This window comes from Oligosphaera ethanolica (assembly GCF_030814695.1).
GTDB classification, from domain to species: domain Bacteria; phylum Verrucomicrobiota; class Lentisphaeria; order Oligosphaerales; family Oligosphaeraceae; genus Oligosphaera; species Oligosphaera ethanolica.
The window spans coordinates 3,913,681-3,940,130 of record NZ_JAUSVL010000001.1 but is presented as its reverse complement, the minus strand read 5'-3'; the positions used below and the strand labels follow the sequence as shown (position 1 = coordinate 3,940,130).

19 protein-coding genes and 2 tRNA genes are annotated in these 26,450 nt (G+C 61.1%); 14 read left to right on the top strand and 7 right to left on the bottom strand.

Features of this window, described 5'->3' with window-relative positions; genetic code table 11:
• Positions 1-35 precede the first annotated feature (35 nt).
• On the top strand, positions 36-713 hold the full coding sequence (locus J3R75_RS13690; protein ID WP_370882371.1) for a type II secretion system protein: 678 nt from the start codon (positions 36-38) through the stop codon (positions 711-713).
• Between the two features lie 276 nt (positions 714-989).
• On the opposite strand, the gene J3R75_RS13685 is transcribed toward J3R75_RS13690, so the two are convergent.
• Entirely contained in the window at positions 990-2,243 is a 1,254-nt protein-coding gene (locus tag J3R75_RS13685) for an HD domain-containing protein (protein ID WP_307262479.1), read from the bottom strand.
• 147 nt (positions 2,244-2,390) lie between these two features.
• Between J3R75_RS13685 and J3R75_RS13680 the strand changes: the two genes are divergently transcribed.
• Positions 2,391-2,726 carry a C4-type zinc ribbon domain-containing protein gene (locus J3R75_RS13680; RefSeq protein ID WP_307262476.1) on the top strand — a complete coding sequence of 112 codons (336 nt, stop codon included), beginning with the start codon at positions 2,391-2,393 and terminating at the stop codon, positions 2,724-2,726.
• A 112-nt stretch (positions 2,727-2,838) separates the two neighbouring features.
• The gene (locus J3R75_RS13675; RefSeq protein WP_307262473.1) at positions 2,839-3,303 is read left to right on the top strand and encodes a PTS sugar transporter subunit IIA; all 465 of its coding nucleotides are present in this window, start codon (positions 2,839-2,841) and stop codon (positions 3,301-3,303) included.
• Positions 3,304-3,572: 269 nt separating this feature from the next.
• On the opposite strand, the gene J3R75_RS13670 is transcribed toward J3R75_RS13675, so the two are convergent.
• Positions 3,573-4,265 (bottom strand): queuosine precursor transporter, encoded by a 693-nt coding sequence (locus J3R75_RS13670; protein ID WP_307262470.1) that lies wholly within the window; start codon positions 4,263-4,265, stop codon positions 3,573-3,575.
• Positions 4,266-4,928: 663 nt separating this feature from the next.
• On the opposite strand from J3R75_RS13670, the gene J3R75_RS13665 reads away from it, so the two are divergent.
• The 6 genes from J3R75_RS13665 to J3R75_RS13640 all read left to right on the top strand — a co-directional run bounded on the left by J3R75_RS13665 (position 4,929) and on the right by J3R75_RS13640 (position 10,590).
• On the top strand, positions 4,929-6,698 hold the full coding sequence (locus J3R75_RS13665; RefSeq protein WP_307262467.1) for a sodium:solute symporter family protein: 1,770 nt from the start codon (positions 4,929-4,931) through the stop codon (positions 6,696-6,698).
• A gap of 136 nt (positions 6,699-6,834) precedes the next feature.
• Complete coding sequence (locus J3R75_RS13660) at positions 6,835-8,340, top strand: DUF1846 domain-containing protein (protein ID WP_307262464.1); 1,506 nt, start codon at positions 6,835-6,837, stop codon at positions 8,338-8,340.
• A gap of 13 nt (positions 8,341-8,353) precedes the next feature.
• Entirely contained in the window at positions 8,354-9,043 is a 690-nt protein-coding gene (locus J3R75_RS13655) for an HAD family hydrolase (RefSeq protein ID WP_307262462.1), read from the top strand.
• Positions 9,044-9,401: 358 nt separating this feature from the next.
• Positions 9,402-9,908 carry a COG2426 family protein gene (locus J3R75_RS13650; protein WP_307262460.1) on the top strand — a complete coding sequence of 169 codons (507 nt, stop codon included), beginning with the start codon at positions 9,402-9,404 and terminating at the stop codon, positions 9,906-9,908.
• Positions 9,909-10,414: 506 nt separating this feature from the next.
• Positions 10,415-10,490: transfer RNA gene (locus J3R75_RS13645), tRNA-Glu, on the top strand.
• A gap of 24 nt (positions 10,491-10,514) precedes the next feature.
• Positions 10,515-10,590, top strand: a tRNA-Glu gene (locus J3R75_RS13640).
• Positions 10,591-10,664: 74 nt separating this feature from the next.
• On the opposite strand, the gene J3R75_RS13635 is transcribed toward J3R75_RS13640, so the two are convergent.
• Positions 10,665-11,933, bottom strand: a complete 1,269-nt coding sequence (locus J3R75_RS13635; protein ID WP_307262457.1) for an ABC transporter substrate-binding protein — start codon at positions 11,931-11,933, stop codon at positions 10,665-10,667.
• A 195-nt stretch (positions 11,934-12,128) separates the two neighbouring features.
• Between J3R75_RS13635 and J3R75_RS13630 the strand changes: the two genes are divergently transcribed.
• The 5 genes from J3R75_RS13630 to J3R75_RS13610 all read left to right on the top strand — a co-directional run bounded on the left by J3R75_RS13630 (position 12,129) and on the right by J3R75_RS13610 (position 19,157).
• On the top strand, positions 12,129-14,408 hold the full coding sequence (locus J3R75_RS13630) for a hypothetical protein (RefSeq protein ID WP_307262454.1): 2,280 nt from the start codon (positions 12,129-12,131) through the stop codon (positions 14,406-14,408).
• A 10-nt stretch (positions 14,409-14,418) separates the two neighbouring features.
• Complete coding sequence (locus J3R75_RS13625; protein ID WP_307262452.1) at positions 14,419-15,846, top strand: glycosyltransferase family 2 protein; 1,428 nt, start codon at positions 14,419-14,421, stop codon at positions 15,844-15,846.
• 28 nt (positions 15,847-15,874) lie between these two features.
• Entirely contained in the window at positions 15,875-17,341 is a 1,467-nt protein-coding gene (locus tag J3R75_RS13620) for a hypothetical protein (protein ID WP_307262448.1), read from the top strand.
• Between the two features lie 241 nt (positions 17,342-17,582).
• Positions 17,583-18,269, top strand: a complete 687-nt coding sequence (locus J3R75_RS13615; protein WP_307262445.1) for a DUF1559 family PulG-like putative transporter — start codon at positions 17,583-17,585, stop codon at positions 18,267-18,269.
• Positions 18,270-18,473: 204 nt separating this feature from the next.
• Positions 18,474-19,157: a DUF1559 family PulG-like putative transporter gene (locus J3R75_RS13610; RefSeq protein ID WP_307262442.1), complete on the top strand. Its 684-nt coding sequence runs from the start codon at positions 18,474-18,476 to the stop codon at positions 19,155-19,157.
• 279 nt (positions 19,158-19,436) lie between these two features.
• Here the strand turns inward: J3R75_RS13610 and J3R75_RS13605 are convergent, their stop codons facing one another.
• The 4 genes from J3R75_RS13605 to J3R75_RS13590 all read right to left on the bottom strand — a co-directional run bounded on the left by J3R75_RS13605 (position 19,437) and on the right by J3R75_RS13590 (position 26,432).
• Positions 19,437-20,495, bottom strand: coding sequence for a GDYXXLXY domain-containing protein (locus J3R75_RS13605; RefSeq protein ID WP_307262439.1), 1,059 nt, complete (start codon positions 20,493-20,495; stop codon positions 19,437-19,439).
• A complete protein-coding gene (locus J3R75_RS13600; protein WP_307262436.1) occupies positions 20,488-21,825 on the bottom strand; it encodes a DUF2157 domain-containing protein in 1,338 nt (445 codons plus the stop codon). The genes J3R75_RS13605 and J3R75_RS13600 overlap by 8 nt, the downstream gene beginning before the upstream one ends.
• Before the next feature lie 136 nt (positions 21,826-21,961).
• Positions 21,962-23,344: a threonine synthase gene (gene thrC / locus J3R75_RS13595; RefSeq protein ID WP_307262433.1), complete on the bottom strand. Its 1,383-nt coding sequence runs from the start codon at positions 23,342-23,344 to the stop codon at positions 21,962-21,964.
• A 733-nt stretch (positions 23,345-24,077) separates the two neighbouring features.
• On the bottom strand, positions 24,078-26,432 hold the full coding sequence (locus tag J3R75_RS13590) for a glycoside hydrolase family 31 protein (RefSeq protein WP_307262430.1): 2,355 nt from the start codon (positions 26,430-26,432) through the stop codon (positions 24,078-24,080).
• Between the last annotated feature and the right edge of the window lie 18 nt (positions 26,433-26,450).

Here is a 26,450-nt window from a genome sequence, read left to right as displayed (position 1 = left end):
ATTTCTTACACCGGCCCGAAACCCAGAGGACAGCAATGAAAAAGAATCGCAGCGTATTTACCCTTATCGAACTCCTGGTGGTCATTGGCATTATTGCCATCCTTGCCGCCATGCTCATGCCCGCACTGGGCAAGGCCCGCGAAAAAGCCAACCAGGCCGACTGCGTCAGCCAACTCAAACAAATCGGCACGTCGATGATCATGTTCTCCAATGACTACCGTGGTAAATACCCGGGATTTAAAGATACAAGTGATGATGACACAGACAACGATAGTGTGTTACACGACACCAAAGGCCTAGCCAAGCTGGTTGAGCATGAATATCTGCAAACAACAAGGGTTTTTATCTGCCGCAGCACAAAAATGACTGCTGCAAAAGACTATGAAGAGATGGAAACAAGCTCTGACACCCCCCAGGGCACTGCCTCTGAAAAGTCCAGCTATCTCTACTACGCTGGCTTTGTTGCCACGGATTTGGGCGCTGATCACGGTTACGTCCGTGACAAGTTTGACAACCACAAGAAAATGGGTAACGTCCTCTTTGGGGATGGCCACGTGGAGACCATCCCCCCACCCGGAGGAGATACGACATGGATCGAAACAAACAAATATTTCAATATGAGCAGCGACGCACCGGATGAATATAAGCTTGAGATTGAGGATGTAGATGTAAACCCGAATTGGGAAAAAGCTGAGTCCAGCAGTGAAGGCTGATCCACCAGAAGAACTGGTATCGTCAATCTACACGTGAGTTGTTTTATTCCCCCCTCGCCGGCGAAGGCAGTCCCAGAGCGGTGATGGGGGCTTTTTTGTCTTTCAGCCATTACGCAGGAAAACGCACAGATTCCTGTCATCTTCACGCACGAGATACTAGTGTTCACGTGAAACGCCAGTCGCCGGCCGGGAGGAGTGGCCACGCAAACATTGACCAGCTCTCGAAGTACGCCACATTGGTGCCGGCCAAGAATGACGTAGTTACGTCTCTTCCCCCTACCCCCGCCAGTCCCGAAGAAATTCGGCGATAGCGGGGGCTTTTTTTGCCAGCGCATCGCGGCAGTCCGGCCTGACGACCACCCGCACGGCGAAGGTCCGCAGGTAATCGCTTTCCAGCGAGCGACGGTGATCGCCGTCATTCTCCAAGAGCCAGAAGCCCCGCTGGGAATGCGCCGAGAACACCCGCAGGTCTTTTGGCACGAGCTTTTTGAAGTACGGCATGGCGGCAAAAAGCATGGCGCCCGGCGGCAGCCCCATGGCCTCGCAAAGCGCATTTTCGAGGACGCGCAGAGCAGCAATGCCCTCGACGCGGTCGCAAAACGCGCGCAGCTCGGGCCGCGGCCATTCCATGACCGCCAGCGGCTTGTCCGCCTGGCGTTCGACGTATGCGTAACCGGCCGGTTTGAGGGCCAGCACCGTGCGGTACAGGCGTCGCGAGACGAGATCAGCCACCAGTTGCCGGGTCAGCGCATTGCGGGCATTGGCGGCCCATTGCAGAAGCTGGTCGTCGGTCATAGCCCATAGCTCGGCGCCGCTATTGCGGCCATCGCTGAGCTCTTCTTGCACGGCGCGCTGCAGCATGCGCTGCGCGGCCAGCGCCGTCTTGTTGAGATAGCCGTGTTGGTGCAGATAGGAATAGAATTTCTGCAGCTGTTTGGCGTCTTCCAGATACTTCTCTTCGATGGCCAGGCCATCGGCAGTCATTTGCGTAAAGACCTGCAGCCGCTCAATGTCTGGCGTGCCGTGGAAACCGATGTGCAGCGCATCGCGCATCAGATAGTCGAGTTTGTCAGTGCCGAGATTGCGATCACGAACCCACGCCGCCAACGGCTGCGCGTCGTCAGCCAACATCGCGGCGACGGCCGCCGCCGCGACCCCGCACTGCGCCAGCGCGTCGGCCATGTCCACCAGCAGAGCCTGGCCGTGCTCGTGATGCTCGCCGGCAAGCACCGGCTCAATCTGATGCGAGAAAGGCCCGTGGCCGATGTCGTGCAACAGCGCAAAGACCTGCAGCAACCGCGCGTCGTCAGCACTGAAGGCGTGCAGCCGACAGAGCCGCTGCGTCAGCGCCAGCACGCCCACCGCGTGCTCAAAACGACTGTGCACCGCGCCAGGAAAGACCAGGTAATTCACCCCGAGCTGCTTGCGCAGCCGAAGCGCCTGAAAATGCGGATGGTCAATCAACGGCAACAGGGCACCAACGTCCACCGGCGGCGTCCCGGGAATGCATATCGATTTTGTGGGCAACATCGGCTCTTTTGGTCCTTCCTGAGCACAAAAAACAACGCCGCCCCTGCGTCCAGGCCCCGGCGCGCGTTCTTGCATCTTTCGTTCGCGGATTTACATTAACAACGTCATTGTACTGTCTTAAAACATCCCACCTCACCAAGGAGAGATATGCGCGACGCCGTGCTCACCATGCTCAAGCTACAGGAGCTTGAACTGATCCGCGAAGAATCGCGGATCGTACACCGTGACAAACACCAGGTTAAGCTAAATCGCCTTGATGACTCCATCAAGGAACTCCGCGCAAAACTCCCCGAACAATACCTCAAGCGTTTTGATGGCCTCCGCCGTTCCGGCATGGCCGTCGTGCGCGAGTTTGGCGGCGTCTGCCAAAGCTGCCGCATGGTCATCACCATCGGCGACCTCAATCGCATGCGCAAAGACGAAATGCAGCATATCTGCCCGAACTGCGGGCGCTTCCTCCTCCTCAGCAGCAGCAGCGACTAAGCACCACGGGTCTTTTTTGGGGCACACGGGCTCTACCAGGCATCCTTCGGCCCGACGCGGCTTCTTAGCCGCAACGATCGCCGTCAGTTCTCACGAAACGTCAGGAACACCAATGGATCTAAAACTGCTCCTACCCAAAGAACATGTCCTTTGCTCAATTAACGCCAAAACCCGCCGCGAATTCCTCTCCGTAATGGCCGAAATGCTCGTCCAAGAGGGAACCGTGACGGACAAAGAGCGCTTCCTCGACGCCGTCGAAAACCGCGAAGACGCCATGACCACCCAGACCGACGGCGGCATCGCTTTCCCACACGCCAGTTCGCACGTCGTCAAACGACTCGCTCTCGTGGTCGCAGTCCTCCCCGAACCAGGCTTCCAGTACGACGAAGACCAGCTCGCGCCCTGCCGGGTATTCTTCCTCATCGCCATTCCCTCTGCTGCGCCCGCCGCACACCTGCCCCTGCTCACCCACCTGGCAGAAATCGCCATGACCAAGAATCGCCTGGACAAAATCCTCCACGCCGACTCACCAGCCGCCATCCACAAACTGCTGGTGTCAGCACCCGCTTCACGCTGAGAGACGTTGCGCGAACAGCCAGAGTAGCAGCTTGGTTACCCGTCCCAGCGCGACACGTGTATGTCCCGGCCGTGGTGCGGGCGTCTCGCCCCCACCGTCGCATGGGGCCAGGTCCTCGCACGACACCCGAACGGCCACACGTAAACGTACCCGATTACGTCCCGAGCTCATATCCCGGCTGTAGCTCCCGGCGCGTTTTCCTGCCTGCACTCACGACGCACGTGTCATGCGCACAGCGGCTGGAAGCCGCTGCAACTTTGAAGCCGCCCCTACACCCGGTCGGGGATTTTCCCCTTGTCGAAGAGGTGCTTTGCGACATACAGGCATGGCGTGTCGATAATTGCAACGATGGCCTTGAGCAGATATGTGGTAATTGCGATGGACCAGAAGACGCCGGCGTCGAATACCCCGGCGAAGGCCACGGTCGTGAAGATCAGTGTGTCAATGGCCTGGCTGACCAGCGTCGAGAGGTTGTTGCGCACCCACAGATAGCGCGTCGCGGGGAGGAGCCGCCGCCAGGCGTGATAGCTCCAGATATCGTGGTACTGGCTGGCCACGTATGCCAGCAGCGACCCGGCCACCACGCGGGGCATGAAGCCGAAGAGTGCCTTGAGATGCTCGTGGGCAAAATCGTCCTCGGTGGGCACAAAGCGCACGGCGAGCGTCATGATGGCCAGCATCGCCAGCATGCTGATGAAGCCGATGCCGACGGCAGTCCTGGCGTCGCGTTTGCCGTGATTTTCCGAGAGGATGTCCGTCGCCAGAAAAATGCTGCCGTAGGCGATATTGCCCAGTGTGGCGGTCATACCGAATATCTCGACGATTTTCAGCACCTGGAGGTTGGCCAGGATGGTACCAATGGGCACCCACAGCAACATGCCGAGACGGCCATACAGGCGATAAATCAGGAGCACCAGGCCAAAATCCAGCACGGCCATGGCAAGCCACAGACATTCATTCATGTTCGTGTCCTTGTTTTGTTGAGGCGGGAGACTGCGACCGCCGGAATGGGCCTCGCCAGGTAGATTTTCAGCTCGCGCTGCTGCTGGCAAGTGCAGGCGCATAATGTAAAGTATGCGAGCCAAACAGCAAGGTACCGGACAAACAAACGCGGAAGGAAAGTAATCGGTTAGTAACCACCCCGGTGGGGAAAACACCGGGGACAATTTGCAGGAAACCCACGGCCAACCACCTCCCAGCCATCCGGCCTTGGTTTCCGCCGACCATTGCGGCAGCGGGTTTCATAGGAGTCATTGATAACCAAAACTGTGCTGCCTCTATGAGGCACTTTCTGTTGGCAGGCTGCGCCCCCAGGCTAAAGCCGGGATAAGCATGGCTAAGCACCTACAGCGCAAAAACATGGATATTGAATGATGGTGGTTTTCGGCCCGAATCGGACAAAGTACGTCGTCTGATCGGCCAAGTTCGGCCCGGAGGGCCGAACCATGCATAACCCCTGGTGAGGCGCCCGGAGGGCGCCGCAACCAGGGGTGTGACACAAACTTATAATTGCGCCCGGAGGGCGCCACATTGGCGAGGTACGTCGCGTCCCACCGCGCCAACGAGAAGCATGTCGTGCATCCAATAGCAATGGCTGACCAATTACGAAGGAAAGGTCTCGGCACATGGACTTGAATCTGGTGGTGATCATCGCGTATTTGGTCGCGATCGTTGTCTTCGGTCTTTTCATGAGCATCTATGTCAAGAAGGCCGACGACTATTTTGTCGGCGGCCGCGCGTTCAACCACTGGGTGGTTGCCGGGTCAGTGATCGGCACCAATGTGGCGGCGATCTATCTGGTCGGCCCAGCCGGCGTCGCCTACAACAGCGGCGTGCCAGTGCTGATGATTGCCTGGACCGGCAACATGCTCGCCGCTTTCAGCGCCGCGCTATTCGTGCCGCGACTGCGGCGCCTCCACATCACCACCGTCCCCGATATCCTGGAGACGCGCTACAACCGCGTCGTGCGGCTACTGCCAGTGATTCTGTGGCTGTTCTACTATGCGTTTTTCACCGGCAACAACCTCTACGCCCTCTGCCTCTGCCTGAGCACGGTGTTAGACTGGCCGGTGCAAAGACTCATCTGGACGGTCGGGCCCGTCGTCGTCATCTACAGCAGTACGGCGGGCCTCCTCGGCGCCGCCTACACGGACATCATCCAGACCTTCCTAATGGTCATCGGCGGCGTCATCCTGCTGCCTCTGGCGATGCGCCAAGTCGGCGGCGTCGAGTCCTTCATCGCGCAAACACCACCAGAGCTGTTCACCTTCTGGAAGGCCGGGACGAACGGCATCAACTGGCAAGACCTGATCATGTTCACCCTGACGGGCTTCCCCTTCTGGTGCACCAGCCAGTACCTCCTGCAGCGGACCTTCGGCGGCCGCTCAATCAAAGACGCCAGCAAAGGCCTCGCGTTGGCGGCCATCCTTACCGGCCCGCTCACCCTCTGCTACATCCTCCCCGGCATGTGCGGCCGCATCATCTACAGCGGCGACAAGGCCCTGGCCAATAGCGACCAGATCCTCCCCATGCTCTTCAAGGACATCATCCCGGCGGGCCTCGGCGGCATCTTCATCGCCGCGCTTATCGCCGCGAGCTACTCGACCATCGCAGCGGTCCTCAACGCCTCGGCAACACTGTTCACCAACGACATCTACCGCCCGGCCCGGCCCGCCTGCAGCAGCACGCACTACACCTGGGTCGGGCGCGGCGTGACCGTCCTGGTGGGGCTCATTGCCATGTTTTTCGCCCTCAACGTCGAAAAACTCGGCGGCATCATCAACGCCAACTACGAGATCATGACCTTCTTCGAGCCGCCGATTTTCGTGGTGGTCTGCGCAGCACTCTTCTGGCGCAGCATCACCAACAAGGCGGCCATCGCCACGCTGGTGGGCGGCACGCTGGTCAATGCCTTCTGCACCTGGGGTCTCCACATGGGGCCGGCCTACCGTTCCTTTGTCATCTTTCCCGCCTGCTTTGCCATCCTCTTCCTGGTCAGCGCCCTGACCCGCAACAGCGCCAAACAGCAGAACCGCGTCGACCGTTTTCTGGCGACGCTGTCACCCGGCGCACTGGATTTACGCAGCACGCGCTTCCTGGCCGGCCTGGCCATCAGCGTACTCAGCCTCGCAGCCTTCGTGCTCTGCTCGGTCTATGAGCGGCTCCTGCCCAAACCCGCGAACGTCTTCGTGTTCCTGGCGCTGGTCACCGGCTTTGTGGCCGGCGTGCTAGTGATGCTCCCGAAAGTCATCGGTCGCGAAGTTGACTCGCCACTGGGCGAAAATGACGCCCTGAGCAAATCCCTGGTCAACCGCGTCCTGAGCTCCGGCTACCTCTGGCTCGCCGTCTACGCCTTTGCCGGCGGCCTGATGTTTTTCCTCTATTACGCCGGCTAATACCGCGCCGGGCCATTGCCAGCGCCCCATCTGACACTATCTTAACGCCCATGCAATTTCCGGGGTCGGCACGACCTGCCCACCCCGGTTTTCTTTTTCCCCATCCCACCGCTATTCACTGCCAGGAAAACGCCGTATGCCCGCCTTTGACAATGACAAGTACCTCGCCGAACAGAAAAAAGCCATCATCCAGCGCGTCGGCGACAGCAACCGCCGCCTCTACCTCGAATTCGGTGGCAAACTCATCGGCGACTATCATGCGGCCCGAGTTCTGCCCGGCTTCGACCCCAATGTCAAAATCCGCCTCCTCCAGGAACTCAGCGACCAAGCTGACATCATTGTCTGCATCCACGCCGGCGATATCGAACGCAAGAAGGTCCGCGCCGACCTGGGTATCACCTACGACAACGACGCCCTGCGCCTGATCGACGACCTGCGCAGCCGCCAGGTCGAGGTCACGGCGGTGGTCATCACCCGCTTTAATGGCCAGCCGGAAGCCATCAGCTTCCAGAAGCGCCTCGAAAAATACGGCATCAAGGTCTTCCAACACCGCGAAATCACCGACTATCCCAAAAATTTTGATTTCATTGTCAGCGAGGACGGCTTTGGCGCGAATCCGTACATTCCGGTGACGCGTCCGCTGGTGGTGGTCACCGGCCCCGGTCCCAATAGCGGCAAGATGGGCACCTGTCTGTCACAGATCTACCACGAATACGAACTGGGCCGCACCGCGCACTATGCCAAATTTGAAACTTTCCCAGTATGGAACCTGCCCTTGAATCACCCGGTGAACATTGCCTACGAGGCCGCGACCGCCGACCTGCAGGACGCCAACGCCATCGACTCCTTCCACTTTGAAGCCTACGGCCGCGTCGCCATCAATTACAACCGCGATCTGCAGGCATTTCCGCTGCTGCGCGCCATGCTCACCCGCATTACCGGCTCCGACAGCGGCTACCAGTCACCCACCGACATGGGCGTCAACTGCGTCGCCGCCGGCATCATCGACGACGCCAGCGTTTGCGAAGCCGCACGCACGGAAATCGCCCGCCGCTACTTCCAGTACAACGCCCAACACCAGCTCGGCCACGCCGACGACGTCACCATGTCGCGCGTGGAAGAGATCATCCGCAAGGCCAATGTCAATCCCAATGAACGCGATGTCGTCATGGCAGCGCGCAGCGCCGCCACCGACTGCCGCGCCAAAGGCAAAGGCAACCTGGGCGTCTTCTGCGGCGCCGCCTTAAGGCTCCATGACGGCACCATCGTCACCGGCAAGAACTCGTCACTGATGCATGCGGCATCCAGCATGATCATCAACGCCGTGAAGATTCTGGCGGCAATCCCAGACAGCCAGCACCTCCTGCTGCCAGACATCCTCGAGTCGGTCGCCAGTTTCAAGGACGGCCTGGGGGCGACGCGCCATGCTGGTCTGGACGTGAGCGAAACGCTGATCACACTGGTGGTCAGCGCCAGCCGCGATGTCTACGCCCAGCGGGCCCTGGCCTGCCTCAACGCTCTTCACCAGTGCGACATGCACCTCACCCACATTCCCAGTCCCGGCGACGAAGCCGGCCTCCGCCGCCTGGGCTGCAGCTACACCTACGATCCAGTCGTGCCCTCCAAGAACCTCTTTCTCTGAAGGACTCCCCGCCATGGCTGCCGGCACCGATCTCTCCCCTCTCTACAGCGCAACCACCGCCAACTTTGACGCCTTCGTGTTCGATCTGGACAATACGCTGATGGCTTCCGAGCCCTACCACGTGCGCGGCTTCGCCCAGGCAATGCGCGATCTGGCCAATTACGATATGACGGCCCAAGACGCGAAGGATTTCATCGGCGATACCAGCGTCGCCCTGGCCACCAAAATCATCACGCGCATGGGCTTCAGCCACATCACTCCACAACAAGTCGCCGCCCGCAAAGCAGAGTGCACCATGGCGATTTTCAAGGCCGAGCCCTTTCCCGGCGCTTGTGAGTTCGTGCGCCGCTACGTCGGCCACAAACGCCTGGCCGTGGCGAGCAACTCACCCCGGCCCTTCGTTCACCAAGCACTGCAGGAAATCGGCCTCCTGGAGAGCTTTGACGCCATCGTCACTATCGAAGACGTCCGCGAACGCAAACCCAACCCGCAAATGTTCTTCCTCGCGGCACAACGCCTCGGCGTCGACCCCGCGCGCTGCCTGATCTTTGAAGACTCCGGCATCGGCCTGCAAGCCGCCCGCGCCGGCAATTTCCCGGCGGTACTCGTGCTCAACCCCGGTAATCCCCTGCCGGACACCATCCCCGACGACATCCTCACCATGACCTGGCCACAACTCCTCCGCTGGGCCAATTTGACCTGACTGACCTGACTCACCTGACTCACCTGACTCACCTGACTGAACTGACTCACCTGACTAATCAGACGGATCGGACCGATCCGACTGATCCGACAACCTGATCGGTCCGATCCGTCCGATCCGTCCGATCAGTCCGCGAAAAACAAAACGAAAGAAGACCAGACCGATCCGCCCGCGAAAACAAGAAAGACGCACCAGCCGATCAGCCAAATTCGGCCCGGAGGGCCGCACCATGCATAACCCCGGGTGAGGCGCCCGGAGGGCGCCGCAACCCGGGGTATGACAATAACTTAGAATTGCGCCCGGAGGGCGCCACACTCCCCACCCCCTCCGACCACAGCCCGAAAGGCCCCCCTTTTCCATGTTCAGAACCATCGTCATCCTCTTCCTCGTGACCCTGATTCCGGGTCTGGAGTTGCGCGCGTCAATCCCGGTAGGCATTTTCGGCGGCGAATGGGTATCTGCCGGTTTGCCCTGGCCACTAGTGGCGACCATCTGCGTCATCGCGAACATCCTCATTGGCTGGGGTGTCTTCTTCCTGCTCAATCCCATGTTGAATCTCTTTCGCCGGCTGCCCATCTGCGAACGGCTGATCGTGCGCTACCTGGAACGCGCCCGCAAAAAACTCAAACCCCAGGTCGAGAAATACGGCTTCTGGGGCCTGGCGCTGTTCATCGGCATACCGCTGCCCCTGACGGGCGCCTACACCGGCGCCGCCGGCGCCTTCACCCTCGGCATGAACAGCCGCCAGTTCATGCTCGCCAACGTCGTCGGCGTCCTTATCGCCGGCATCGCCGTCACCAGCGCCTGCCTGCTCATCCAGGCCGGCATCGACCTGCCCTTTTTCCATATCCTCATCAAAGAATGACACTGCCGTCATTTACGCCAGTCTAACCGGACAAGTCCCCCGCGAATAAACGTGATTGGTCAGTCATTGACAATGTCGGCCGACTGCCTCACTCTGGCGCGATGAGACGTGACTTGTCAAGCCAATGTGGCGCCCTCCGGGCGCAATTCTAACTTGTTATCATACCCCGGGTTGCGGCGCCCTCCGGGCGCCTCACCCGGGGCTATTCATGGTACGGCCCTCCGGGCCGAACTTGGCCGATCTGGCGCCGTGATCCGTCCGGCCCGGGGCAAAAACCACCATCATTCAACGGCTATGTTTTTGCGCCGTAGGCGCTTAACTATGCTTAACCCCAGGCTTTAGCCTGGGGACGCAGCCTGCCAACAGGCAGTGCCTCGTAGAGGCACCACAGTTTTGGTTATCAATGAGTGACCGATTGCCGAATAAACACAAAATTTCCGAAAATCGACTTGCAGATTGGGCCTTTGGCAGTAATTTAAAGGTCGCATTAACAAGGAATGAATCGAGTCTCCATCGTCTAGTGGCCTAGGACACCGGGTTCTCATCCCGGCAACAGGGGTTCGACTCCCCTTGGAGATGCCAAGCTTTCCTCAACAAGAGATTTAGGTCTCCATCGTCTAGTGGCCTAGGACACCGGGTTTTCATCCCGGCAACAGGGGTTCGACTCCCCTTGGAGATGCCAATACCAAAAACGCCTTGCCGACAACCATCGGCAAGGCGTTTTTATTTGCCGCTGAAGCGCGGTGTAACCGCCCGTCACCGGCCCTCTGCCGCCATGGCCTGCGCGGCCTCCGCCGCGGACATCGTACCGGCAAAAAGATTCTGCGTGCTGTTCTTGTGGACGACCGCCAGGCGCGGCGTCAAATACTGGTCGTAATAGGGCTGCAACGACGACGCGCCGGCAAGCATTTTCAGCGCCTGCCGCGTCGGCCCCGGCAACGCCTCTTCCTGGGCCGCCGTCGTCTTCAGGGCCGGGATGCGCCCGATGCGACACCAGGCGTCGACCACCTGCTCATCCGTCAAGTAACGCAATAAAGCCATGGCCTCTTCAGGGTACCGGCAAGACGACGACACCGCGAAGCCGCAGTTGACGCCGCCAAGCACGACGTCGTCAGCGCCCGCACCGCCGGCCACCCGCGGAAAGGGCCGCGCTTCAAGCTTGTTCAAGAACTCCGGTTGTTCGTCCATGATCCGGGCGACCACCCAACTGCCCATAAGCAGCATCGCAGACTTCTCGCGCAAGAAACGCGCCCGCGCCGGCCCGTCGTCCAGCCCATTGAAACCCACCGGAAAAACGCCGGCGCCAATCAGCTGCTTGAGTAGCTCGCCGGCGCGCACAAATGCCGGGTCCGCAAAACGCGCGCGGTCCTGCGCGGCGGCCATGAACAGATCGGTGCCGCCACAGCGGTTCGCCAAATAGGCGTAGTAAAAGGCGCCGGGCCACTGTTTCATATTGCCGAGAGCGCAGGCGTCAACGCCCTTAGCGCGGAAAGCCGCGCCCAGCGTCAGCATGTCCTGAACGTCCTCCGGATACTCCAGCCCATGCGTCGCGAAGAGCTCGCGGTTGCACCACAACAGCACGACCGATAAGTCCAGGGGCAGCGCATAGACCCGCCCATCGCTGCTGCAGAGGGCCAGCGCCTGGTCAATAAAACGCTCGCGCCAGCCGTTCTCAGACACGACGGCCGTGAGGTCAAGCACCTTCCCGGCTTTCGCGTAATCGGCCAGCGGTCCACCACCCCAGGTAAAGAGTATGTCCGGGGGATTGCCGCTGGCCATCTCGACAGCCAATTTGGTCTTGTAAGCGTCATTCTCAAAACTCTGTATGTCCACCCGAAAACCAGGATGATCAGCCTCAAAACGCCGCGCCGCAGCTGCCAGTATCTCCCGCGGGCCGGCGTAATTCATGATATGCCAAAAGGTCAGTACCGCCGGCGCCGCGCCATCGGCGTTCTTTTTCTCAGACTGGCCGCAGCCCGTGACCAACAATGCCGCAACCGCCATCGCCAGCAGAAGTTTCTTCATCTCTTACTCCCTTAGTCCAATTTACCCATGATTCCAGGCGTTTGAGAGCCGTGCGCGGCGATGGAGCGTCCGCACCAGAACGCCCGCAGATCAGGCTCTCTTGACAGAAAAAGTAACGCCCCGCGCAGCCCGGCCATTGGCGAAAATGCCGCCGCCATGGCAAAGTTGTCCAAACTAGCCACGGAGAAATCACCCGTGACCATACTTAAATACCTCTTCATTCTCATGCTTCTGCTGGTCCCCACCGCCAGCATTGCCGACGACGCCACCGCGGCGCCGCCGGCGCCCGCTGTTACCTGGAAGATCGCGACCGCGCCCCTGCGCCTGCGCGTCAGCGTCCAGCCCCGCCGGCACCCATCGCTTTTCGTGCCAGTGCCCCTCGAACTCCCCCCCGATATCCTGCACGTCAGTGCGGTCGCCGATGATGGCAGCGACATACCGGCATCGCCAGTGCTGGTCGGTGGTCGCCTGGCCGGCGTGGCCCTGTACTGCCGCGGCATCAACCGCCAGCGCGACGACGCCGAGGCACCACCGACGCCCAGCATCAGCGTCTATCTCCATGCCGAGCCCCACGAAGGCACCACACCCTTTCTGGGCGACAGCGCCCGCGTCGTCGCCCTCGAACGCAGCATTAGGCCGCTGACCACGCGAGCCCACTCCGCCGCCGAAATGCTTCGGCTCTTCAATACGCCGGAAAAAAAGCGCCCGGTCTTTGTGGTAGCCGTACCAGCCCTTGGCGCCATTCCCGACCGCGACACCTGGCAACAGCCGCCCGACACGCAACGCCTGGCCAACGCGATGCTCCGCTGGGACGCGCGCATGATCGTCCCCGATGAACGCACGCTGGCCTTTGGCGCCGACCAGAATCACACCGCGTGGGTCGTGCTCCTCGATGGCAAGCCCGTTGCTGACTGGAGCTCTGAGGCCAAACGCCCCGGCGGCGGCGCCTTCGGACCAGCCATCACCCTCAAGCCCGGCATCTACAGCCTGCAGCTGCTCGCCATACAACGCCAGGGCGAAATCATTCCCCGTTGCCTGGTGCGACCCGCCGGCGAAGACGGCCCAGGCGCAGCCCCTGCCGGGCTCGTACCCGCCCCACAACCAGACTTCTGGGGCATCGAATTCGCCGACCAACCCGAGCGCAACGCCTCCGCCCTGCTCCAGCTGGCGGACGTCGGCCATTTTCTCCAAACCGACCGGCGCGTCGCCCACTACGCTACCCCAACGGGCGATACTCCAGCGCAAAGTGCCCCGCAGTGGCTAGACCTGAACGGCCAGGCCATCACCTGCAGCAGCAGCAACGGCCAGCTATTCAGCGCAGCTGAATGCATCCCCGGCTTCCGCATCACCACCGGCGAACAAACACTGACCATCCCCGCCTTCGCACTCTGGCTGCCCGGCATGATCCATGACGGCCGCATGTCCTTCAGCGATCTCCCAGCCGTGCTAGCCCGGCACCAGGCTCTGCCGCTGGCCATCCGCGTGACTTGGCCCGAGTCCCTTCCCCCAGCACTGCGCGAAAACGCCCGCCTGCTCTGCGAACAACGTTCTGCCGACGGCACAGTCCTACAGAGCGACCCGCTACCGCTTACCGGCAAGGACCACTGTCGCGCCGCCATCACCTTGCTGGCCGAGAGCCGCAGCCTGACCATCCGCTGCACGCTCGCCGGCGAAGACCTCTTCCCCGCCCTGCCCCTACGCCTGATCCACCCGCTGGACGCCATGCTGCCGCTGGTCGCACAAGGCAACGCCCTGTACACCCGCCAAAACACGCGCGCGATGATGGTCTGCGATGCCCTGCCGCCACCCGGCGATGGCCGCCTCACCCTGCGTCACTGGCCGGCCCAGCCCCTGCGCCTGGCCATCTTGGACGACCTTATCGCCGACACCAACTCCTACGCTGCCACGGTATTGCCCGAACAAGATCTGGCTGCCATGCTCGGCGGCCCGAGACCACTGAGCTGCAGCCGGGTCAACGCGGCGCCACGCACGGGATCGTCACCCATGCTGGCCGCCATCAGCGCCCTACCGCAACTCATCGCCAGCCGGCCGGATTTCGCCCTCCTCAGCGTCGGCGCCGCACCACTGCGTGCCGGCCAGACGCCAGCTGATTGGTGCCAAACGCTGCTGTTTCTGGCGCAGGCCTGCCAGGCTGCCGGCATTGACCCCATCCTGGTCGCACTGCCCGAATTGCCCGGCCTGCCCTCCGGCATCGGCCGCAACGCCGCGCTGCTCACCAAGGAGCTCGGGCTGTCGCTAGGCGTAGCCGTCGCCGATCTCTATTCGCGCCAGCGGCTGAACCAGGTCGACTCCGCCACCTGGTACCAGCACGCTGGCCTTGACCTGCCGACGCCGCACGACGCAGCCCGACAGTGGCTCAGCATGACCTGCGCGCATGCGCTGCAGCGACATTATCCGGCCATCTTCACCTACCACGCCAGTGCCGACGACGACCGCCAGCCCGGCCAACCCTAAGCGACCAGCCATGCCAGACAAAATCTGCGATCTCACCACCCACATCAGCACCGATCCCCTCGGCCCGCGCGGTTTTCCCCAAGCCACACTCACCCTCTGCCGCTGGCAGAAATGGGCGCTTGCCGGCGCTATCGTCCTGCTCATCGCCTGGGGCTTCACCGCCATCCACCACGAACTGCTGGTCATCAACACCGCGCTGACCGTGTTCTACCTGGCGTCGACGCTCTATCGCATGCTGATCATCGACTTGGCCCTGCGCAAGCCCCGAGACATCCAGGTCAGCCCGGATGAGATGGCGCAACCGCCCAACGGCAAACAGTGGCCGCGCTACATGGTCATCCTGCCCATGTACCACGAAGCGGAAGTCCTCCCCGGCCTCATCGAATCCCTCAGCAAGCTCGACTACCCGAAGGACCGCCTCGAAATTCGCCTGCTCATCGAAGAAGACGACGACGAGACCATGCCCGTCGCCAAAAGCATGAACCTGCAGCCGCCCTTCGTCATCACGCCCATCCCCAAATCCTACCCGCGCACCAAGCCCAAAGCCTGCAATGTCGCCATCGAAACCGGCGAAGCCGACTATCTGGTCATCTACGACGCCGAAGACCAGCCCGAGAAAGACCAGCTCAAGAAGGCCGTCGTCGCCTTTTCGCGCTGCCCACCGAATGTCGCCTGCATCCAGGCCAAACTGGCCTATTACAACTGGGACTGGAATCTGCTAACCCGCTGTTTCACCGCCGAATACGCGACCTGGTTCGGTCTCTGTCTGCCCGGGCTGGACTGCCTGCAGGCGCCCATTCCCCTCGGTGGCACCTCCAACCACTTCCGCATGAGCGTACTCCGCCAAGTCGGCGGCTGGGACGAATTCAATGTCACCGAAGACTGCGATCTCGGCTTGCGCCTCTTCACCGCCGGTTGGCGCACTCGTGTGCTGGACTCCAAGACCTGGGAGCAGGCCTGCCCGAGCCTGCCCTTCTGGGTCAAGCAACGCTCGCGCTGGGTCAAGGGCTACATCCAAACCTACCTGATCCACACGCGGGACTTCGTCGGCCTGCATCGCAAACTGGGCTTCTGGAACAGCGTGCAGTTCCACCTGCTCATCGGCGGCACCTTCGTCAGCCAGCTCATCAATCCCTTCTACTGGTTGATGACCATCCTGTGGCTCTTTGTGCGCCCAGCCGGCATCGACCAGTATTTCCCGCCACTGGTCTTCGCCATGGGCGCGTTCTGCCTCTTCGCGGGCAATTTCATTTTCGCCTACACCAGCGCCATCGCCTGCGTCCGGCAAAATGTCGGCCATCTGGCCAAATACGGCCTGATCATGCCGGCGTACTGGCTGATGATGAGCCTCGGCGCCTGGAAGGGCTTCCTACAGCTCATCACCAAACCGCACCATTGGGAAAAAACCAAGCACTTCGCCAACACCAGCGTCACCTGACGCCAGGCCCGCGCCGGAAAACACCGCCATGGATTCACCACAAAGCACCCCGCAACAGCTGAACAGCAAAGCCGCTCTGGCGCTCTTTGCCGTCTTTGCGCTCGTCATCTATCACCTGCCCATGCGGCCATCAACGGCACTGACCGTGCACCAGAGCATCGTCGACGCCCTGCTGGCCAGCAACAACTGGGGCCGCCAGGCCCTCATCGGCAGCATCGACTACCCCGTACTGCCCAGCTTGGCCCTGCTCATCAGCACGGTCATCGGCAGCTTCGCCCGTCTTGACGGCGTCCGACTCCTGCAGGCCATCGTACTAGCCTGGACCCTCTGCTACTTCGTCCGCGCGGCCTACTATCAGCACAGCTGGTTCACAGCACTCATCCCGCCGCTGCTGCTCTTTGCCCTCCCCCAGCTGCGCAACGCCGCCCTCACCCTTGATCCCGGCTGGATCGCCGCCGTGCCTTTCGCCGCAATGTTCTTCCACCTCGTCTGCTGGCACGCCAACAAAGGCCTGCGCGACCTCGTCCTCGCCGGCGTCAACGGCGGCTTCCTGGCCTTCTGCGGACCCGGGCCACTCATCACCGGCCTGGTCGTCGTCGCCGTCCTCAGCGCCGAGCAGCGCCGCAGTACGACGTCCATGGACAGCAGCGCACGCGACGGCATCGCCCCATTGCTCTGGGCGCCCATCCTCTACTGCATCGCCCTGTGGCTCCTCTGGAACTGGCTGGTAATGGACGACATGCTCTTCGGCCTGCGCGATCTCTGGCTGCGGGCGGACAATGTCCGCCCCGAGCAACTCCAACAACACCTTGACAGCGCCATTCCACTCCTGCTCTTCTGCCTGGCGCCCATGCTCATACTCGTGCTAAAATCCGACCTGCGGGTCATCGCCCGTTGTCTATTGCCGACGCTGTTCATCCTACCGGCGGCCAGCGTGATCTCGGCGGCGCTCGGCGCGAACCCGGCATCATTGCTGCCATTGAGCGCCGTCGCGGCGCTGGCGGTCTTCACGTTGGTAGCCATCGCCGGCTTCGGACACCGCGTGCCGCGCGGCTGCGCCATCATGGCGGCGGCCTGCTGCGCCGTCTATGCCATCCACAGCAAGCAGGCATTCCCACCAGACACGCGCGCCGACAGCGCGCCAGCGCGCGAAGAGATCCTCGCCTACATTGATCAGTTCTGGCCCGACTCACGCACCGCCCTCTACGGCCTGCGACTACCGGCGCTCTATTCGGACCCCGCCGAAAAACGCTTCATCGCCCGCCTGGATTACCAGGAACAAGCTTTCCTCGACCAGGCCAAAGACGAACAGCTACACATTCTCGTGCCGCCCCCCGACGGTTATTTCTACCCCCTCGCCCACTCGCTGCTAGCAGACCTCCATGCCAATGGCCGGCCATGGCTATTCCTCGAAAAACAGTGGCCCGGTAACTGGCAACTCTGGCGCTGCGTCATCCCCCCAAAAGGCGAGTCGCGACTCGAGCACCTGCGCTGATCTAACCGGCCGACCGCGACGCGTCCTCGAAAAACCAGCCCCGGCAACGAGCGTCTGCTCTGGCGCGGCACTATTCCCTCACCCAAAAACGCCGCACAACTCGCATGCCAGCGCCAAGATTGCAGAATTCTGACAGTTTTTCGCTATTTACTCTTGTTTTCCCCGATGTTTTTTCGTATACTTATACAACCTCGTATCCACCCCATCCGTCCCACCACGAAACACCCATATTGAGGCACAGATGAAAAAAACCGTGTATTTCACCTTGATTGAGCTCCTGGTCGTGATTGCCATTATCGCTATCCTTGCAGCGATGCTCCTCCCCGCACTGGCCAAAGCGCGCGAAAAGGCCCGGGCCATCTCCTGCACCAGCAACTTCAAGCAGATCGGCACCGCCTTCACCATGTATGTCGATGACGCCGACGGCAGTATGCCATCATGCTTCGCCATGCCCAACGACTGGGCCGGCGCGCCCCGCACCGGCTCGCCGTCAATGAACAAACCACCGCAAATCCTGTTCTGGGACTATATCGGCGGCAACTACAAGAGCTTTATCTGCCCCAGCGACCCCACACCCAAAACCTACGACTTTTGGGAATTCCGCAATTTTGACGGCCACACCGAATTAAGCACCAACGGCAGCAGCGTCATCCATAACGAACCGATGTTTGCCTGGACCAACAACCGCAAATACCACCTGTCCAGCACCCCGTCGCCAACCCTGTGCATGGTGGCTTCCGAGGGCTTCCACGTCGGCGCCTACACCCTCGGCGTCCTAGACCCCATAGCCACCACCACCGGCAAGCGCATCGACTGGTCGCACAACGAGCAGGTCAATGTGCTCTTCGTTGACGGCCATGTGGAAATGGTCCGCCTCCTCGGCATCAGCAAAAAGGTCATCCTCCACCCCACCAATTCCGTGCCATAAGCCGCTTCAGCCACCCGACCTCCCCCCAACCGCCATAAACCGCCACCACCTCGTAGCCGCACGGCATGCTGTGCGGCTATTTATTTTTCCCGTGCCCCCAATTTTCGCCCGCCCCTTGTTTTTCTCACGCCTTTTTGTATAATTATGGCGTCACGTGTTTGCATGGCTTCCATGACATCCAATTCTCAAACAAGCGAGGCGCAAATGAAAAGCAGAAACCTGTTCACCTTGATTGAACTCCTGGTCGTCATTGCGATTATCGCTATCCTTGCAGCCATGCTCCTGCCGGCACTGGCCAAAGCGCGGGAAAAGGCCCGGGCCATCTCCTGCACCAGCAACTTTAAGCAGATCGGCACCGCCTTCACCATGTATGTCGATGACGCCGATGGTCACATGCCATCATGCTTTTCACTCCCCGCTGACTGGGCCGGTGGCTTCACCGGCTCAAACACCCTCAACAAGCCACCACAGGTGCTGTTCTGGGATTACATCGGCGGCAATTACAAAAGCTTCATCTGCCCCAGCGACCCAACACCCAAAACCTACGACTTCTGGAACTTCAAAAATTTCGACGGCCACACCGAGCTAACCACCTACGGCAGCAGCGTCATTCATAGTGAGCCCATGTTCGGCTACACCAACAACCGCAAGTACCACCTGTCAAATATTCCTTCCCCCACCCTGTGCATGGTGGCATCCGAAGGCTTCCACGTCCTGGCCTACTCCCTAGGCGTCCTTGATCCAATTATCACCACCGTTGGCAAGCGCATTGACTGGTCGCACAACGAACAAGTCAATGTCCTCTTCGTTGACGGCCATGTCGAAATGGTCCGCCTCCTAGGCCTGAGCAAAAAGGTCATCCTCAACCCAACCAGCACCGTGCCATAAACGGCTCCGTAACCGCACAGTTCTCGCATAGCGCTCCTCGTAGCCGCACGGCATGCCGTGCGGCTACTTATTTTAGCCGCTCCCCCTGCCGTCTCTCGCGACTTTTTACCGGCGGCGTGGCTGGCCGCGCAGCGGCAAGGAAGGCCGCCATTCTTCTTCGCGCCTTCGCGCCTTCGCGTGAGGAAAAAGCATTCGCGCCTTCCACCCGGCGGCGTGGCTGGCCGCCATATTCTGCGCCAATCTACGCAATCTGCGGATAAAAAAACCGCCCGGCGTACTTTAGTTGGCGTCGAGGTCTATCCACCATGCGTTATCGCTGAGCAGCCGTCGCCGATACAGCCCGGGCAGCAGCTCGGCGGGCAGTCCAAGTGGCACGGCGGGCGGATCATAGACAATGGCGATCTGCCATTCGTGCTCGCTATGGCCAAGCACGCGGCTGCCGTCGGCGCTGAGCCACTGGCCGCTATGGTAACGCGCCACGGGGATTTTTACGATGTCCTTGTACTCCTGCAGAGGCGGAATAACGCGCACGTCATCTTGGGTGAACGGCCGTTCTGCGGCATCTTTACCCGCGTCTGGACAGATCGCGATGCGCTGCTGGCCGCAAGCGAGCGAGAGTGTCCGGAGGTCATCGGGCAGCAGCAACGCCGTCTCGTCAGCAGCCGGCGAACGATAGACCTGCAATGACAGCAGTCGGTATTCGCTGTTCTCGCCAGCTGCCTTGACCGTTGACATCTCATGTCCTATCACCAATGCTTCGGCCCAGCGATGCCGCAGGATCACCGCCTCACCGCGTTTGCTGATGGCCACTTCGATATCCAGCGGCACGCGCAAGGTCCCATTGATTCCTTCCGGACGGCCACGTTCCAGTTCCAGACCGCTCCCCTGCTCGACAAAATAGGACTCAATACCATAGCGGAGGTCATTCAGGAAAGTCGGCACCTTGTCCCCCAAACGCCACCCACGGCCAGGCTGGAACGCGCCGCGGATGAAGAGTCCGCGCGCTGGCGGCGTCAGATCCGCCTTGATCGCTGTGGCCACGTCCTTCGGGCCGCGTTCCAAGCTCACATACAGCGTCTTTTCGCGCAAGTAGCGGGTGCGATTGGCCTTGTCCTGAACCGACGTGGCCACCGCGTCGCCCCACAACGCCTTGGGAAGTCTACTGATGTCATAATTGAGGCGGACATAGTCGCCACGAAATATATCGCGCGGGTCCACCGGACTCGTTCTCAGCCACACGCGTTCACCATGGCGGACAATCGTCTCCCGGCCGATGGCCATCACCAACAACAGGGCGACCTGCGCCAGAATAAGTGCTGCAACAATTATATTACGCATGCTCCAGCCCTCCTCCTGCAGCCAACGCCTTTCGGCGGCGTTGGTAGCGGATGGACAGACAAAACAGCAGCGCGCCGAAGAGTACAAAAGCCACCCCGCGAGTGAAGAGGCTCTCGAACCAGTCGCAGTAGCGAGCAAATATCCACACCGCCAGCAGCGCAGCGAAGATGAGGACCTGCCGAGCATCGCCGTTGTCGCAGGACGTCCAGAGGACCAATAGCACGGGCATGACGTAGAGGGCATGAAATACCAGGGACTTTGCCGTCGCCACACCGTCACCACCCAGGTCTAAACGACCGATGAGCAGGCTTGTCGTGGCCGCCAACACGGCCAACAAGGGCCATAACAGTCGCCGCCAGCTGCCACGACCACGGCGTTGGCCCCAGGCCATAACGCCCAGCAACGCCACCAATGAAACCACAGCCAGGGCCCACCAGACATATTCAGCCGTGCCTCCCCAATCACGCAGGTTCAGATAAACGTGTTTCTCATGAAAAACGTCGAAGCCCAGCAGGAAGCTCGCAAAGAGCATGCCGGCGACAGCCAGCTTGCTGAGTACCGGCCCGGCGGCCGGAAAAACCGCGTTGCCATGCAGCGCCAGCCCTTCGGCTTTGGCTGCATAAAGCCCGCCTGTGAGCAGAACAGCGTAAGGAAAGAGCTCGCCGGCAAAATGGGTGCCGAAAAAGCAGAAGATGAAATAAGCACTGACGCCGGAAACCAGCGTGAGGACTTCCGAACGCAGATACCAGGCCAACGCCCCCGACGCGATCATCACGGCCAGGGGCCGCAACAGCATCGGCTCATGAAAACCACAGAGTTCCATTCCGGCCCAGATGGTCAGCACCGCATTGGCCAGCAGGCCCTGCGCCAGCGACGGCACAGCCCAGGCCATTGCCATCGCCCCCAGTCCCCAGTACCAAAAGGCGTTGGGATAATGCGACGATATGTGATAAATCTGTGCAATTAAAAAAATCGCCGCACCAAAGAACATCGTCCCGAGCAGACCGAACACATCGCCCAAGATTGGCCGCAACCACCGGTAGCGCAGCAGGTAGCCCGTGCTGTGTGCCGCCAGCAACGCACCGAAAATCACGACCAGCTTGCTGATCTTCGTCATCTCCGACCAGTTGTAGGCAAACATCAGAATGACGCCGAGGCCAACCACCACGGCACCGATGCCGCCAAACAGCATCACCCCGAAACGGCTGTCGTCCGCGCCAAGCGGATAGCGGCCCCGCAGAGCCGCCGCCTGGTCGCTCTGCACAATACCCTCCCGTTCCCAGCCGACCAGCTGCTCATGCAGCCAGCGATTGCGATCGCGGTCCTTCATGACGACGGCCTCCTTGCGTGTGAAAAACAACCTTCGCGTCTTTCAACCGGCGACATGCCTTACCGCGCTCCGGCAAGGCAGGCCACCACAAAAGCAATCTGCGTCATTCTGCGACATCTGCGGGAAAAACTGATTTTTACACCGTGGCTTTGACGTAGTCCTCGATGACGCGTTTATCGGGTTCGAGCAGCACTCGCCGCACGGGCAGGTCCTTCAGGGCCTCCAACGCCGGGTGCTTGGCCAGATCGCTGCCCAGCGCCTGCTCAATCGCCGCGGAGAATTTGGCGGGATGGGCGGTCGCCAGACAGATCATTGGCGCGTCATCGCCGAGATACTGCTCGGCGACGGCCACGCCCACGGCCGTATGCGGATCAAGGATGTATTTCTCCGCGGCATAGTAGCGCCGGATGGTCTCGATGGTCATGGCCGTGTCGCCGCGACCGGCAGCAAAAAGCGAGTCGCCGCCGTCCGTGATGACGATCTTCTTGTCCCGGGCAAAGGCCGCCATGAGCTCGCGCACCCTATCGCTGTTTTCGCCAACGCGATAATAGAGATAGCGTTCGAAATTACTGGCGACCTGTATGTCCATGCTGGGACTGAGCGTCGGGCAGACCGCGCCCTGGCTGTACTCGCCACTACGGAAAAAACGGCTGAGGATGTCATTTTCATTGGTGGCCAGCACCAGCCGGCGGATGGGCGCGCCCATGCGCACGGCGATGTAGCCAGCAAAGATGTCGCCGAAATTGCCAGTAGGCACCGACACCTGCACCGTCGCCGCGCCCGTGGCTTCCTGCACCCGGAAAGCCGACCAGAAATAATAGACGACCTGCGCCAGCACCCGCGCCCAGTTCACCGAATTGACCGCGCCCAGCTGATAGTCGCGCTTGAAACCGAGGTCGTTGAAGACCTCTTTCAGCACGCGCTGACCGTCATCAAAGGTGCCTTTGATGGCGATGCAGTGGACATTGGCGTCCGGCACGGTCGTCATCTGCCGTTCCTGCAACGGGCTGACGCGGCCATCGGGGAACATGATGAAGATGTCCACGCCGGCTTTGCCGCGCACGCCGTGGATGGCCGCACTGCCGGTGTCGCCGCTGGTGGCGCCGAGAATATTGAGCTTGCCGCCGCGCTGCGTCAGCAGATGCTCAAAGACATTGCCGAGGAACTGCAGGGCAACGTCCTTGAACGCCAGCGTCGGTCCGTGAAATAGCTCGGCGATATGCACGCGGCCACAGCGCCGCACTGGCACCACCGCCGGCGTGGCAAAAGTCGCGTAACTCCGGCAAATGATGTCTTTCAGCGCCGCTGCGGGAATGGCGTCGCCCACGAAGGGACTCATTACCGCGTAGGCCAGGTCGCTGTAGCTGAGCGAACGCCAGCTGGCCAGCTGCGCGCGCATATCGGGAATCGCCGCCGGCAACAACAGTCCGCCGTCATCAGCCAGGCCCATCATCACCGCGTCAGCAAAATTCACTCTCGCGACACCGCCGCGCGTACTCACATACTCCGATGCACTCATGCTTAGGTCCGTCCTTGGGCTATAACTGAAGATTTATCCGCAGAGGTCGCACGTCAACGACCTTGGGGAAAAGACATAACATAATGCCACGACGGCCATCCGGCATCGCCCGGCACGGGAATGCGCTAGGCAATAGAAATCGGTCAGTCATTGATTATTGCTGATCCTTGGAGACGACTGGATCAGGGACCTTCACATAAACTTTATGGTGCTTGTTGCTTCTGCAAAAAACTTATGTCATCGTGGCATTTCATCGCCGCGAAGCGGCAGAAGCGCTGAAAGCGCGAAACATGATAGCCCAGGGCAAGCAGCGCTGAAAGCGCGCGCCGCCCTGGGTAAGGCGCCAACCCAGGTCGTGTTCCTCGGCCTCTTTGGCCCCGGTCGGCGAAGCTGACCGGGGCCAAAGAGGCAATGGAACCTCACAGCGTTTTCCCCGCTATGTACCTTGCCCATCCGCAGAGTTTTTTAGGTCGCCCTTACAGGGCTCTTTTGGGGTGGAGGCTCTACCCAGGGCGGCGCGCCCTGGGCTGTCTTAGGGCGCGCCTTTGGCGCTGAAAACAAAAGCATTTTATGGACCGCCGCCGTCCCGGCGGCATTCATCCCACCCCCGCCCCGCCGGGCAGGGGCGGCCGCAGGTGTCCGCCCTATTCAAAAGTCCTGGTGGCGGCGCCTGAGGCGCCGCATTCGTCCAGGCAAGTGCCCCGCGAGTTGCGTGCCCCTCATGGACCGCCTCTCACCCCCAGTCGACGACGACGCGATGCGCGTCACTTGCCTGGCCAGCGATAACCACGACTGCGTCGCGCTTATCTACGTCCCACTGCCAGCGGGTAACGACGGCGCTATCGACACAAATACGCCCGGGCCGGCGCGGACAGCGCACCCGCAGGGTGAGCGTGCGTTCCGCCGCCATGCCGGCGAATTTGCCCTGGCGGCTGGCGATAGCGATCTCCGCGCCATCGGCGCGGCCATTGCAGCTGAAACGCGTTTGCGCGAAATGGCCCTGGCGGTAATCGGTGCTTTGGCCGTCGTCTTCGTAAAGCGTGAAGGCCGACTCGCCCTCGCCGGGGAAGACCATCAGGCCGAGATCCTCATGCCAACCCTGGTTGACCGACTGCTGCACGGGCCAGGTCGGGATGATCGCGCCGGCTTTGACATAGAGGCAACCGCCGCGATTATCGGGGTGCCGCGCGGGCAGTCGCTGCGGTCCGCGCAGCGTCTCGCCGGTCCAGAAGTCCACCCACAGCCCGGCAGGCAGAACCACCTCCTCGGCAAAAGCCGTGACCAGAAAGAAATCCCCGAGCATGTACTGGGTGCGGGCTTCGTCCACCCCGGGATCGTCGGGGCAGACCATGGCCATGGCGCGCATCACGGGCCAGCCCGTCAGCGCAGCCTGGTAGGCCGACGAATACAGGTACGGCAGCAATGCATAACGCAGACGGGCGTAGTCCTTGAACATAGCCTTGTCCGCAGCCGTCAGAAACCACGGCTGCCGCCAGTAGGCCCAGTTATTCAGCTGCGCCCAAGTCTGCAGAAAACCGAAGTGAATGCCGTCACGCGTGAAGACGTCCATATCGCAGGAGTGATTCGAATGACCGGAAAAACCCAGGTTCAGCATCGACAGCAGCGGCTTGGGCCCGCCACCAGTATCGCCCGCCCAAGACGCGACAAATTGCTGCACGCCGGCAAAACCGCTGGCCGAATACACCATCGCGCGACGACCAGTGTGAGCTTCCACGCCGCGAGCCATCTGCTTGTCGTAAATCAGCGGATAGAGATTGTGCATCTGCTCGTCGCTCATCCCGTTACCCCAGTCGCGTTCGGGATGCTCCAGGACCTGCCGCCAGCCGTCCAGCTTGAACGCCCGTGCGCCCTGGTCCATGAACTTCTTTAAATGCTCAATCCACGGCTCCAACTCTGCCGCAGAAGCCGCAGGAGCCGCGGCGCCATCCGTGCCAGCGCCGGCGTCACCGGCCTTGGGCTGTTGGAAGTGCTCGTCCTTTTCGAAATCGTCGTCATCACCGGGCAACGGCGCCAATTCGTCGGGCCGCAGGGGCGGTTGCACGCCGGCTATGCACTGTTCTTCGTGTACGCTAAAATCGTAGTCGGTGCAGAGCCACAGGCTGAGTTTGAAGTCCTGGCGGTCGAGCGCGCCCATAACCGTGGACGGCCCTTTTGCTGCCCATTTAGGGATGGGAAAGCGTCCGGGATCCCAGGCTTTCTCAGTGCTGTAGTCGTAGTATTTGCTCATCCAGCCGGGTTCCAGCCCCAGCACATCGCAGGGAATGCCCTCGCGGCGGAAGGCCATGGCGTCGTCCATCATGCGGAAATTATCCACGTGTTCATTGCAGACGTAGGTCAACGCATAGGCCCAGATGGGCAGCAACGCCGGCCGGCCGCTGAGCTCGGTGTAGGTGTCCAGCAACGCGGCGTAGTCGGCGCCAGCAAAGAGATAGTAGTCGGTATTGGACTGCGGCGCGGTGAAAAGCAGCCGTTCCGAGTGCGTCTTGCCGACATCGACCGCCTGGCGCCAGGTCGAGTTGATCATCAGCCCCCAGCCACAACTGCTGAGAACGACCGGTATGGGTATGTAGCATTTGACATTTTCGACCCACAGAGCGTAAGCGCCGCCGCGGCGCATGATGTTCTCGCGACTGGCGTCACCAAGGCCATAGAGCCGCTCGTCAGCGCACAGATCGAAGCTGAGCGTGTAGCCACGGCCGACCTGCGGCGCGTCGCTCTGCGTGGTCAGCGTCGCCCCACCGGCATCGCGAAAACTCACGCGGCCATCGGCGAGAACCACGGCGAGCTCACCGGCTTCGGTCCGCAACACTGCGGTGCCGCCGCCGGCCCCATCCGCGCAGGTGAAGGGCGCCGGGGCGAAATCGTCCTTGAGAATACCGTAGCGGTTCAGCGCCGACTCCGTCCAGCGGCCATTGACGCTGTAACGCAGGCGAAACACATTGGCTTTAAGGACATCGACCCGCAGCGCTAGGCCATTGCCCAGCTTGAAGACACGGCTCTGCGGGCCAACGGGCCGGTCGTCCGGCAACTGCGTGACGCGGCCGGCATTCTTGTCTTTCGTTGTCATGTGGTCCTGTTCTCCCGG